This window comes from Microbacterium sp., assembly GCF_026393345.1.
GTDB lineage: Bacteria > Actinomycetota > Actinomycetes > Actinomycetales > Microbacteriaceae > Microbacterium.
In genome coordinates, this window is sequence record NZ_JAPLAI010000048.1 from 111,052 (window position 1) to 123,871 (window position 12,820).

Annotated in this window: 9 protein-coding genes; 6 read left to right on the forward strand and 3 right to left on the reverse strand. The window is 71.5% G+C overall.

Going from position 1 to position 12,820, the window contains the following annotated elements; all coding sequences use genetic code 11:
- A partial coding sequence (locus tag NT132_RS09380) for a cytochrome b/b6 domain-containing protein (RefSeq protein WP_297787727.1) occupies positions 1-1,371 on the forward strand: 1,371 nt, incomplete at its 5' end.
- Between the two features lie 128 nt (positions 1,372-1,499).
- Here NT132_RS09380 and NT132_RS09385 read toward each other — a convergent pair.
- Positions 1,500-2,006 (reverse strand): GNAT family N-acetyltransferase, encoded by a 507-nt coding sequence (locus tag NT132_RS09385; RefSeq protein WP_297787729.1) that lies wholly within the window; start codon positions 2,004-2,006, stop codon positions 1,500-1,502.
- A gap of 139 nt (positions 2,007-2,145) precedes the next feature.
- Here NT132_RS09385 and NT132_RS09390 point away from each other — a divergent pair, with 139 nt between their 5' ends.
- Entirely contained in the window at positions 2,146-2,709 is a 564-nt protein-coding gene (locus NT132_RS09390) for an acyl-CoA thioesterase (RefSeq protein WP_297787731.1), read from the forward strand.
- Between the two features lie 69 nt (positions 2,710-2,778).
- Positions 2,779-6,462 (forward strand): bifunctional proline dehydrogenase/L-glutamate gamma-semialdehyde dehydrogenase, encoded by a 3,684-nt coding sequence (locus NT132_RS09395; RefSeq protein WP_297787733.1) that lies wholly within the window; start codon positions 2,779-2,781, stop codon positions 6,460-6,462.
- 54 nt (positions 6,463-6,516) lie between these two features.
- Here NT132_RS09395 and NT132_RS09400 read toward each other — a convergent pair whose 3' ends face one another.
- A complete protein-coding gene (locus NT132_RS09400) occupies positions 6,517-8,574 on the reverse strand; it encodes a DHA2 family efflux MFS transporter permease subunit (protein WP_297787735.1) in 2,058 nt (685 codons plus the stop codon).
- A 218-nt stretch (positions 8,575-8,792) separates the two neighbouring features.
- Here NT132_RS09400 and ddaH point away from each other — a divergent pair, with 218 nt between their 5' ends.
- Together ddaH and rocD are read left to right on the forward strand one after the other, a co-directional pair.
- Complete coding sequence (gene ddaH / locus NT132_RS09405; RefSeq protein ID WP_366940389.1) at positions 8,793-9,677, forward strand: dimethylargininase; 885 nt, start codon at positions 8,793-8,795, stop codon at positions 9,675-9,677.
- Complete coding sequence (gene rocD, locus NT132_RS09410) at positions 9,674-10,894, forward strand: ornithine--oxo-acid transaminase (RefSeq protein WP_297787737.1); 1,221 nt, start codon at positions 9,674-9,676, stop codon at positions 10,892-10,894. The genes ddaH and rocD overlap by 4 nt, the downstream gene beginning before the upstream one ends.
- Positions 10,895-10,905: 11 nt before the next feature.
- Here the strand turns inward: rocD and NT132_RS09415 are convergent, their stop codons facing one another.
- Positions 10,906-12,492 (reverse strand): molybdopterin-dependent oxidoreductase, encoded by a 1,587-nt coding sequence (locus tag NT132_RS09415; RefSeq protein ID WP_297787751.1) that lies wholly within the window; start codon positions 12,490-12,492, stop codon positions 10,906-10,908.
- Between the two features lie 101 nt (positions 12,493-12,593).
- Between NT132_RS09415 and NT132_RS09420 the strand changes: the two genes are divergently transcribed.
- On the forward strand, positions 12,594-12,820 hold a 227-nt coding region (locus tag NT132_RS09420), incomplete at its 3' end, for a helix-turn-helix domain-containing protein (RefSeq protein ID WP_297787740.1).

A 12,820-nucleotide genomic window follows, 5' to 3' on the forward strand; every position in this document is an offset into this window, starting at 1 on the left:
GCGCCCGCCGCACCGGCGGCCTCCGTCCCTGTCGCGGATTCCGCTCCGGTCTCCGCCTCGACGTCCCCCGCGGCCCCCGCTCCTTCCGCTGCCTCCGCGCCTTCCGCTGCCTCCGCGGCGGTCCCGACCACGGCGCCCGCCGAGGCCAGGGAGACTCCGACCGTCCGCCGCGGGCTGCCGCGCGTTGCCGGTGGCGAGCCGTGGCCGCCCGCGACCTTTGTGGCACGTGTGGGCGTGGGGGCGGACGTCGCCACGGCGCCCGCGGAGCAGCCGGCGCCGAGCGTCGCCACTCCCGCTGCATCCAGCGCAGGCGCCGCCCCCGCCGCATCCACCGAGACGGCGGTCGCCGCATCCGTCCCTTCCCCGGTGTCCGCGGCACCCGACCTGTCGCAGCCGCTGCCGTTCCGGCCGAGCGTCACCGCCGGCCGGTACGCGTTCACGCACCCGAGCCCCGCGCCCGAGCCGACCCGCTACGGCCCGTTCACGCGCGCGCAGTGGCTCGGCGCCGTCATCGTCGGCGGACTCGGGCTGCTGTTCGCCGCCGCGATGGTGGTGCTCGCGACCCGCTGGCTGGTGTCGCTCGAGGGCGTCCGCGACTTCCTCCGCACCTACCCCGGCGAATACCACCTGCCGGAGACGGCGCCGGTGGGGCTGCCGGGCTGGATCGGATGGCAGCACTTCTTCAACGTGTTCCTCATGGTGCTCATCATCCGCACCGGCCTGCAGGTGCGAAACGACAAGCGCCCGAGCGCGTTCTGGACGCCGAGGTGGAACTCGCGCCGCAAGATCTCGCTGTCACTGTGGTTCCACCAGTCGCTCGACATTCTGTGGCTCGTCAACGGCGTCGTGTTCGTTGTGCTGCTGTTCGTCACCGGACAGTGGATGCGGATCGTCCCGACGAGCTGGGAAGTCTTCCCCAATGCGGTGTCGGCGGCACTGCATTATGTGTCGCTGGATTGGCCGACCGAGAACGGCTGGGTCAACTACAACGCGCTGCAGCAGCTGGCGTACTTCGCGACGGTCTTCCTCGCCGCGCCTCTCGCGGCGATCACGGGCGTCCGAATGTCGGGGATCTGGCCGAAGAACGCCACCGCGCTCAACAAGGCCTACCCGATCGAGTGGGCTCGCGCGGTGCACTTCCCGGTGATGCTGTACTTCGTCGGGTTCATCATCGTCCACGTCGCGCTGGTGTTCGCCACCGGTGCGCTGCGGAACCTGAACCACATGTACGCCTCGCAGGACGTGGTCAACTGGGCCGGCTTCTGGATCTTCGTGGCATCCCTGGTCGTGATCGCCGCCTCCTGGGTGGCCGCCCGGCCGCTGGTGCTCGCCCCGATCGCGAAGCTCTTCGGCACCGTCTCCGCGCGCTGACCCAGTCCCACCTGGCCGCGAAACTGCTTCTGGGCGCCGAAACAGCGGAGTAACCCCGCAATCTCGGCGCCCAGAAGCAGTCTCGGCGTCAGAGGCGTCAGCGTCAGAGGCGTCGGATGCGGCGCGCGTCAGCGGACGAAGCGGACCTCGGTCAGCGTCTCGCCGAGGAACGGCTCGGTGTGGCTCGCGCCGTCCAGGGAGAAGCCGTTCCGCTTGTAGAAGGCGTGGGCGCGGGGGTTGTCCTCCGCGACCCACAGGTAGGCCGGCTCGCCGGGCTCCAGCGCCGCGTCGAACAGGCGCTTGCCGAGGCCGGTGCCGTGGTACTGATCCAGCAGGTACAGGAAGTACAGCTCGCGGTTGCGGGGGGCGTCGCGGTCGCGGGCGGGACCGGAGCCGACGAAGCCCACGATCTCGCCGTCCACGAGAGCGGCGCTCATCCGGAAATCCGGGCCCTGGGCGGCCCAGTGCGTCCACAGCTCGGCAAGTCTCTTCGGTGAGACCCGCTCCAGTGCGGCCTTGCTGATCAGGTGGTCGTAGGTCTCGTGCCAGCACTGCGCGTGGACACGACCGAGGGCCTCGGCATCCACGTCGCGCACGGGGCGGACGATGACGTCAGTGGTCATTTCGGGGTTCATGGGCAGACTCTACGCGGGGGTCGCGCCGACCGGAAATCCGCCCCGATCCGCGGCCGGACGGGGCGCCGAGAGGGCCCGGACTGTGGGGGATCGACAAACGAATCCGGATGCGGATGCACGCTCAGTACGATCCATCTCCGTGAACGTGATCTGGCGCACCCTGCTGACTCTGTGGCGATCCCGCCGTCGACACCGCCGCGAGGGGGACGTGGATGTGCTGACCGTCGGCCGCATCCGGCTCACCACCCTCCCCACGGATCTCGACCTGGTGCGCCACATGAACAACGGCCGCTACCTGTCGCTGTTCGACCTCGGCCGGTTCGACCTGCTCATGCGCACCGGCATCTGGGACATGATGTCCCGGAACGGCTGGTACCCCGTGATCGCGAACCAGACCATCACGTACCGGAAGTCCCTCCACCTGTGGCAGCGGTTCGACGTCGAGACCCGCGTCATCGCGGCCGATGAGCGAGCGGTGTACATCGAGCACCGCGCGGTCGTCGACGGTGAGATCTACGCGCAGGTGCTGGTGCGCGGCCGGTTCCTCCGCCGCTCCGGCGGTGTGCTGCGGATGTCCGAGATGTTCGAGGCCCTCGGCACCGACCCCGCCGAGGTGCCACAGCCGGAGGAATGGATGACGCGCTGGGCCGAGGACGTCGCCCTTCCGCCCACGAAGGCGCCCGCCCCCAGCATCTGGGAGTGAGTCGCGGCGCGTGCCCCGCGCGCCCCGCGGATCCCGCCCAGCGACCGGCCCCCGACGTAGGCTGATCGCATGGCCGACGTGTCCGACGACCGCACCGTGAAAACCCCCGAGCCGCACCCCGCCGAGTCCCTGGCGGACCGGGCGGTGGCCTGCGCCCAGCGCTGGGTGCAGGAGGCGTCGGGGGTGCAGGCGGATGCGGCGGCGCAGCGCCTGGCGGGAGTCCTCCGCGACCCGAACGGGCTGCCCTTCACGATCGGATTCGTGGACGGCGTGATGCGCCCCGAGAGCCTGTCGGCCGCCGCCGCACAGCTGAACCGCATCGCCCCGCTCGTCCCGGACTTCCTGCCCTGGTACCTCCGCTCGGCTGTTCGCGCCGGCGGCGCCGTGGCACCCGCCCTGCCGACCCCCGTCGTGCCGATCGCGCGCCGGGCGCTGCGTGAGATGGTCGGGCACCTCGTGGTGGACGCCCGACCGGAGAAGCTGGGCCCGGCGATCACGAAGCTGCGCGCGTCCGGCGCCCGTCTCAACCTCAACCTGCTCGGTGAGGCCGTGCTCGGCGAGCAGGAGGCCCGCCGCCGGCTGGAGGGCATCCACGATCTCATCCGCCGCCCCGATGTGGACTACGTCTCGGTCAAGGTGTCGGCGATCGCCGCCCGCATCTCGATGTGGGCGTTCGACGAGGTCGTCGACGATGTCGTGGAACGGCTCCTGCCGCTCTACCTCAGCGCCGCGGCCGACGGCACCTTCATCAATCTCGACATGGAGGAGTACCGCGACCTCGACCTGACGATCGCGGTGTTCACCCGGCTGCTCGAAGACCCGCGGCTCACCGGCCTCGAGGCGGGCATCGTGCTGCAGGCCTACCTGCCCGACGCCCTGCCCGCGCTGCAGCAGCTCACCGCGTGGGCGCACCAGCGCATCCAGCGGGGCGGGTCGCAGATCAAGGTGCGCCTGGTCAAGGGCGCGAACCTCGCCATGGAGCGGGTGGATGCGGTCATGCACGGCTGGCCGATCGCCCCCTACGACACCAAGCTCGACACCGACGCGAACTACCTGCGGTGCCTGGACTGGGCGCTCGAGCCGCAGCACGCCGCATCCGTGCGTCTCGGCGTCGCCGGGCACAACCTCTTCGACATCGCCTACGCGTGGCTGCTCGCCGGCGACCGGGGGGTCCGCGACCGCATCGAGATCGAGATGCTGCTCGGTATGGCGCAGGGCCAGGTGCAGGCGGTGACCGCGGACGTCGGCCACGTGCTGCTGTACGTCCCCGTCGTCGCGCCCGACGAGTTCGACGTCGCGATCAGCTACCTGGTGCGGCGGCTCGAGGAGAACGCCTCGAGCGACAACTTCCTCTCCGCCGCCTTCGATCTCGCCGATGACCCGTCGCTGTGGCAGCGCGAGCGGGACCGGTTCCTCGCCTCCGTCGCCCGGTCCGCGGATGCGGCGCTGCGCACCGGTCCGCGACGCACCCAGGACCGCACCGGCACGACCGCGTCGGAGCCGGCGATCCTCCGCGACGCGGCCCCCACGGACGCCGAGCAGGGGCTCACGCAGGCGGTGCTCGGCATCGCCGCGGCCGCGGCGGAGGAGGAACCCGACGTCCGCGTCGTGTTCGGCGGCGCTCAGTTCGTCGAGACCGCGGTGTACTCGCCCCGTGAGTCGGGGGAGCGCGCCACCGGGGCGCCGGGGTTTCGGAACACGGCCGACTCCGACCCGGCGTTGCCGCAGAACCGGGAGTGGGCACGCAGCATCCTCGCCGCGGTGGAGACCTCCTCCGCTGGGGACGCCACGATCGACGCCGCGAGGGTGACCGACCCGGACACCCTCGAACGCATCGTCGCGGGCGTCCGCACCGGTGCCGTGACCTGGGGGGCCCTGCCCGCCGCCGACCGGTCCGTCGTGCTGCAGGCCGCGGCGCGGTCGCTGGAGCAGCGGCGCGGCCGGCTCATCGAGGTCGCCGCATCCGAGACCGGCAAGATCTTCGCCGAGGCCGATGTGGAGGTCAGCGAGGCCGTCGACTTCGCGAACTACTACGCCGCCACCGCGCGGGAACTCGACCGGGTCCCCGGCGCCGTGTTCGAGCCCTCCCGGGTGACGGTCGTCGCCCCGCCGTGGAACTTCCCGCTGGCGATCCCCGCGGGTGGCGTGCTCGCGGCGCTCGCCGCCGGGTCCGGCGTCATCTTCAAGCCCGCCCCGCAGGCCCGGCGCTGCGCCGCCGTCATCGCCGAAGCCCTGTGGGACGCCGGGGTGCCACGGGACATCCTCCGGCTCGTCGACCTCGACGAGGGCGAACTCGGCCAGCAACTCATCGCCCACCCCGGGGTCGATCGGGTGATCCTCACCGGATCCTGGGACACCGCCGCGCTGTTCCGGTCGTGGCGCGCGGACTTGCCGCTCCTCGCCGAGACCAGCGGCAAGAACGCGATGATCATCACCCCCTCCGCCGACCTCGACCTCGCGGCGGGCGACCTGGTGCGCAGCGCCTTCTCGCACGCGGGGCAGAAATGCTCCGCCGCATCCCTCGCCATCCTGGTGGGACCCGTCGGCCGGTCCGCGCGGTTCGCGCGCCAGCTCGTGGATGCGGTCACCTCTCTCCGCATCGGCCCGCCCACCGATCCGCAGGCCGAGGTGGGTCCCGTCATCGAGGTGCCGCAGGGCAAGCTCCGCTGGGCGCTGACCACGCTCGAGGTCGGCGAGAAATGGCTCGTAGCACCCCGCGAGCTCGACACCGACCCGGAATACGCGGGGCGGCTGTGGACCCCCGGCATCCGCACCGGGGTGCAGCCCGGCTCCCGATTCCACCGCGAGGAGTTCTTCGGTCCCGTGCTCGGCATCATGCACGCCCCGTCGCTCACTGCCGCGATCGAGATGCAGAACGCCGTGGACTACGGCCTCACCGCGGGGCTCTACACGCAGAACCCGGACGAGCTGCGGCTCTGGCTCGACGAGGTCCAGGCCGGCAACCTCTACGTCAACCGCGGCATCACCGGCGCGATCGTGCAGCGGCAGCCGTTCGGCGGCTGGAAGCGCTCCACCGTGGGTCCCGGCACCAAGGCGGGCGGCCCGAACTACCTCGTCGGTCTCGGCTCGTGGCGGCCCACCGCGTCCGGCGCTCCCTCGCCGACCCTGCACCTGCGGGGTCTGGACTCACGGATCACGTCGCTCATCGAGGCCGCCCAGCCCGCCATGGACTACGAGGGCTTCGAGCGGCTCCGCCGGGCTGCGCTGTCGGATGCGGTGGAGTGGGACCGCGAATTCGGCCAGGTGAAGGACGCGTCGCACCTGAAGATCGAACGGAACCTGTTCCGCTACCGCCCGGTGGACGTCGCCGTCCGCGCCGTCGCGGGCGCAGAGCTGCCGGAGGTGCTGCGGGTCGTCGTCGCCGGTATCCGGGCGGGAGCGACTTTCCTGCTGAGCACCGCGGACGGCCTGCCGTCGGTGGTGCGCCGTGCGATCGGCGACGCCGGCGTCGCGGTCTCGGTGGAGACGGATGAGCAGTGGCTGCAGCGCATGACCGATGCCGCATCCCCACGCCCGCCGCGCGCGCGGCTGATCGGCGAGGCGAGCGCCGTCGCGGTGCTGCACGACGCGCTGGCGACCGTGACGGGTGGGGACCCCGACCTCGCGGTCTACGCCAACCCGGTGACGACAGCGGGGCGGATCGAGCTGCTGCCGTTCCTGCACGAACAGGTGATCGCGATCACCGCCCACCGGTTCGGCAACCCCGACCCCTGGTCCGCCGAGGTCATCTGAGCCGGTCCCCGGCGCTCGCAGAACCCATCTCGCGGACGCCGGACCCGGGACGCGTCAGGCGCGGGTGCGGATCGGCCCGGTGTCGGGGCCGACGAGCGCGCCCGCCTCGGCCGCCGCGGTCTGCGCGGCGATCGCGGCGTCGTCGTCCGCGGCTTCCTGCAGCGCCGACTTCGCCCGCAGCGGCGGCGTGCGGAAGAACAGCGACAGCAGGAACGCGAGCAGCGCGACGCCGAGCGCCACGCGGTAGACCGTCACGGTCGAGTCGTTGAAGGCGACGAGGATCGGCTTCGACAGTCGCGGGTCGGCACCCGCGAGGAACGACGTGTCATCGAGCACGCTGGAATCGACGCCGCTCGACTCCCCGGACCCGGCGAGCTGATCCTCGACCTCCGGGACCACCTGGTCGATGAAGGCCTGGCGATCCGCCGCATCCGAGAAGTCCAGCGTCACCGTCCCGTCGGCCGCGACGCGCGCGACCGGCAGCTGGGTCGCGAGCGCGGCGGTCGCCGCTGCCTGCGCCTCCGCGACCGCGGTGTCGGTCGCCGCCTGCTGGGCGGATGCGGGGATGCGGCCGGCCGCGACCTGATCGGCGACCGCCTGGGTCGCCGCGTCCCGCGCCTGGTCGACTGCGGACTGCGCGTTCGCCGTCGCCGCATCCGTGATCCCGCCGACGATCGGTGCGTACACGGCCGTCATGATGCCCTTGTTCGCCGCACTGTCCGCGACTTCCGGGTCGAGGGCGGCGTCGAGTGCCTGGGTGAGGGTCGGCTTGTCGCCGAACGCGGTCTGGATGCCGGCGGGCACCAGCGTGAACAGCAGCGACAGCAGCACGGCGGTGCCGAGCGTGCCACCGATCTGCCGGAAGAACGTGGACGCGCTGGTGGCGACGCCCATGTCGCGCAGGCCCACGGAGTTCTGGCTCGCGATCGTGAGGGTCTGCATCAGCTGGCCGAGTCCGAGGCCGAGCAGCAGCATGGCGCCCGCGAGGAACCAGTACGACCCGTCGTACCGTAGGAAGCTCAGCCAGACGTAGCCGCCGCTGAGGAACGCGGTGCCGAGGATGGGGAACATGCGGTACCGCCCGGTGCGGGCGATGATCTGACCGCTCGCGATCGACGCGATCATGAGCCCGAGGATCATCGGCAGCATCTGGAAGCCGCTCTCGGTCGGCGTCGCGCCGAGCACAAGCTGCAGGTACAGGGGGATCGTGAGCATCGCCCCGAACATCGCGAAGCCCACCAGCACGCCGATCACCGTGGCCATCGAGAAGGTCGACGAGCGGAACAGCTTCAGCGGGATGAGCGCATCGTCGCCCATCGCCCGCTGCGCGAGGATGAACACGACGATGCCGATCGCGCCCACGACGTAGCAGGCGATCGACAGCGGCGAATCCCACCCCCACTCCCGGCCCTGCTCGGCCACGAGCAGCAGCGGCACGAGGGCGACGACAACGAAGGTCGCGCCCCACCAGTCGATGCGCACGGAGTCGCGCGGGTGGTGGGGGATGTGCAGGAACCGCAGCACGATGATGAGCGCCAGCACGCCGATCGGCACGTTGATGAGGAACACCCAGCGCCACCCCGCGATCCACAGGATCTGGTCGGCGCCGGAGAAGAGCCCGCCGACCAGGGGGCCGATGACGCTGGAGACGCCGAACACGGCGAGGAAGTAGCCCTGGTACCGGGCGCGCTCGCGCGGCGCGAGGATGTCGCCCATGATCGCGAGCGGCATCGACATGAGGCCGCCCGCGCCGAGCCCCTGGATGGCACGGAACACCGCCAGCTCCACCATCGACTGCGAGAAGCTCGCCAGGATCGAGCCGACGATGAAGATGAGGATCGCGAGGAGGAACAGCGGCCGGCGGCCGAAGATGTCGGACAGCTTGCCGTAGAGCGGCGTCGAGATCGTCGACACGATCAGGTACGCCGTGGTCACCCACGCCTGCAGGCTGAGCCCGTGCAGGTCGTCGCCGATCGTGCGGATCGCGGTTCCGACGATCGTCTGGTCCAGGGCCGAGAGGAACATGCCCGCCATCAGGCCGAAGATCACCAGCAGGATCGCGCGGTGAGTCATCACCGGCTGGGCGGATGCGGGAGCAGCGGTATCGGACATGGAACTCCGAGCGGTCGGCGGTGCGGATGGAGCGGGCCGCGACGGCTGCCCGATGAAACGGAATCGTACGCCCGGGAAACCACTCGACGTCCGCGCGCGCGTTTCCGCGTCTGCGCGCCGGCGCATGCGACAATGGATGCGGCGTGCCCGGGTCGTCGGCTTCTGACAGCTCCGCCGGGCCTCAAGGACAGCGTCCGCCGCTTGCCGAAGGAGCCGATTTGTCCCTCTCGACCGCGCCCGATTCGTTCGCGCCCGTCCGCACTGCCCAGCACCGCACCTACCTGATGTGCCGGCCGGAGCACTTCACGGTCAGCTACTCCATCAACCCGTGGATGGTGCCCGCGAACCCGACCGATACGGACCTTGCGGTCCGCCAGTGGCAGACGCTGTATGACGCGTACGTGGCGCTCGGCCACGAGGTGCTCCTCATCGATCCGGTTCCGGGCCTGCCGGACATGGTCTACACCGCCAACGGCGGCTTCACGATCGATGGCATCGCCTACGGGCCGCGGTTCCGGTTCGCCGAGCGTGCCGGTGAGGAAGGCCCCTTCATGGACTGGTTCGCCGCGAACGGGTTCGACGTGGTCGAGCCGGTCGAGACCAACGAGGGCGAGGGCGACTTCCTGCTCGTCGGCGATGTCATCCTGGCCGGCACCGGCTTCCGCTCCACCGGCGACTCGCACCGCGAGGTGGGCGAGGTGTTCGGTCGGGACGTGATCTCGCTCACCCTCACCGATCCGCGGTTCTACCACCTCGACACCGCCATCGCCGTGCTCGACCCGGTGCAGGGACCCGGCGCCGTCGAGCACGCCAACATCGCCTACCTGCCGAACGCGTTCGACGCCGCCAGCCAGGCGGTCCTCGCGGAGCGCTTCCCCGATGCCATCCACGTGTCGGACGAGGATGGCGCGGTCTTCGGGCTGAACGCCGCGAGCGACGGGCTGCATGTCTTCATCTCCCCCCGGGCCACCGGCTTCGCCGCCCAGCTGCGCGAGCGCGGCTACGAGCCGGTCCCCCTCGACCTCTCCGAGCTCCTGCTCGGCGGCGGCGGCATCAAGTGCTGCACGCTGGAACTGCGCACCGGAAGGCAGAACCTGAAATGACGTCCCCGCGTCTGGACACTGCGACCATCGGCATCATCTCCGCCGAAGAGGCCCACCTCGCGCACAACTACCACCCGCTGCCGGTGGTCATCGCCCGCGCTGAGGGATCCTGGGTCACCGACGTGGAGGGCAAGCGCTACCTCGACCTGCTCTCGGCCTACTCGGCGCTGAACTTCGGGCACCTGCATCCGGCCATCGTCTCGGTCGCGAGGGAGCAGCTCGGCCGGCTCACCCTCACCAGTCGCGCCTATCACAACGACCAGCTGGGGCTGTTCGCCGATGCGCTGGCGGAGCTCTGCGGCAAAGACCTCGTGCTGCCGATGAACACCGGCGCCGAAGCAGTCGAGACCGCCATCAAGACCGCGCGGGCCTGGGCGTACCGGGTCAAGGGCGTGGCGGCGGATGCGGCGACCATCATCGTCGCCGACGGGAACTTCCACGGTCGCACCACCACGATCGTGGGCTTCAGCGACGACCCGACGGCGCGCGACGACTTCGGACCCTACGGCCCCGGTTTCGTGCACGTGCCATTCGGCGACGCCGCGGCGATCGAGGCCGCGATCGACGAGAACACCGCGGCCGTGCTGCTCGAGCCGGTGCAGGGCGAGGCCGGTGTCGTGGTGCCGCCCGAGGGCTACCTCCGCCGCGTCCGCGAGGTCACCGCGGCGCGGAACGTGCTGTTCATCGCCGACGAGGTGCAGTCCGGCCTCGGCCGGGTCGGCTACACCTTCGCCTGCGAGCGCGAGGATGTCGTGCCCGACATCTACGTGCTCGGCAAGGCGCTGGGCGGCGGCATCCTGCCGGTCTCGGCGATCGTGGCGGACCGGGACGTGCTGGGTGTCATCCGCGCCGGTGAGCACGGCTCGACCTTCGGCGGGAACCCGCTCGCAGCCGCCGTGGGCCTCCGGGTCGTCGAGATGCTGTCGACCGGGGAGTTCCAGCAGCGCGCCCGCGCGCTCGGGGAGCACCTGGATGCGGCGCTGCAGACGCTCGTCGGGCACGGCGTCACCGCGGTGCGCATCGCGGGCCTCTGGGCCGGCATCGACATCGATCCGGCCGTCGGCACCGGGCGCGAGGTCGCCGAGCGTTTGCTCGGCCGGGGCGTCCTCGTGAAGGACACGCACGGGCAGACGATCCGCATCGCGCCGCCGCTGGTCATCCGGGCGACCGAGCTGGACTGGGCCGTCGAGCAGCTCCGGGTGGTCCTGCAGGCCTGACGTCCGCGGGGTCAGCCCACCGACACCTGGATCGTGTGCCAGCCGGTCGCCCCGTCCGGGGCGGGTGGGGCGAGGGCCGCGGTCTGCGTGTCGCCGTCGGTGTTCGTCGCGCGGCAGCGGATCGTGTGGGACCCGGATGCGGCCCGCCACGGCAGCATCCACTGCACCCAGGTGTCGTCCGAGATCGCGGTGGCCAGCGTCGCCTGCAGCCAGACGCCGTCGTCGATCTGCACCTCGACGCCGGCCACCCCGAGGTGCTGCTGCCAGGCGACGCCGGCGATGACGGTGTCCCCGGCGGCGACGTTCGCGCCGCGCCGGGGCACGTCGATGCGGGACTCGAGCTTGATGGGACCGCGCTCCGACCAGCCGCGGTCGGTCCAGTACGCCCGGGCATCGGCGAACCGGGTGACCTCCAGGTCCACGACCCATTTGGTCGCGGATACGTAGCCGTACAGCCCCGGCACCACCATGCGCACCGGGAACCCGTGCGCGAGCGGCAGCGGCTCCCCGTTCATGCCGACAGCGAGGATCGCGTTCCGTTCGTCGCTGAGGGCCTCGAGCGGGGTGCCGGCGGTGAACCCGTCCTGCGAGGTGGACAGGACCATGTCGGCGTCCGCATCCGGAGCCGCCCGGGCGAGGAGCTCCCGGATCGGGTAGCCGAGCCAGGCGGCCGTGCCGATGAGGTCGCCGCCGACCTCGTTCGACACGCACGCGAGGGTCGTGATGCTCTCCTCCAGCGGCAGCGCGAGCAGCTCGTCCCAGCTGAGGGTGACCTCCTGTGCCACCAGACCGTGGATCCGGAGGCTCCAGGTTGCCGGATCGATCTGGGGCACCGACAGTGCGGTGTCGATGCGATAGAAGTCGGCGTTCGGGGTGAGGAGGGGGGACAGCCCGGGAACGTCGAGCTCGGCACCCGCGGGCACGGTGACCGCGTTCGTGGCAGCCGGCAGCCGCAGGGTGTCGCGGATCGTCGCGACGGCCTGGCTGCCGGCGCGCAGGGCGGTGCCGCCGAGCGCGGCGAGCACGCCGATGCCTGCCGCGACCCCGGTCCACACGAGGAACGTCCGCCGGTCCGGTTGCGTGTCGGAATTCAGGCGCAGACGCGGGTCGGGGCCCGCCGAGGCCGAATCCGGGTCGCTGAGCCTGAATTCCGACACGGCGGGCTCGGACACGGCGGGCTCGGACACGGCGTGCTCGGACACAGCGGGCTCCGACGCGGCGGGCGCGCGGCGGAGCAGCAGAGCGAGCGCGAACATCGCGGCGGCGGCCGCGGCGAGCGGTGCCAGCCAGGACAGCATGCCCGCGTCCGCCCGGGTGACGGCAGCCGCGACCCCGACGAGGCCGAGGAGCGCGAGGAGCGTGCGACCCCACGGCGGCACGCGCCGCTCCAGGAGACCCGCGCCGATCGCGACGGTGAGGAGCACGACGATCACCCCGATGATGAGTGCGATCTTGTCGGCGGTGCCGAACAGGGCGATGGCGGTGTCCTTCGCCCACGCGGGTGCCAGATCGATCGCGGCAGCACCGACGGCGGAGACGGGACTGGTGCCGGTCACCGCCGCGACGAGCTCGCCGACATCGTACGCACGCGGGGACAGGTGCGGACGCGTGCCGGACGCATGCCGGGCGGACCCCCAGGCGGGGAGGATCCGGATGCGGAACCCTTGGTCCCGGGGCGGGTCTTCCGGATAATGGAAAGATGGCGATGGCGCGGGAAGACACCGACGACGGTGCACGGTCCCTGATCGATCGGGCGTTCGCGATCCTCGGGACCTTCCAGGGCGGCCGGGTGCGGCAGTCGCTCTCCGACATCTCCCGGCGCACGGGCCTGCCGATCGCCACCTGCCATCGGATCGTGAAGCGGCTGACCGACTGGGGCGCGCTGGAGCGGGACGCCGACGGGAAGTACAACATCGGGCTGCGGCT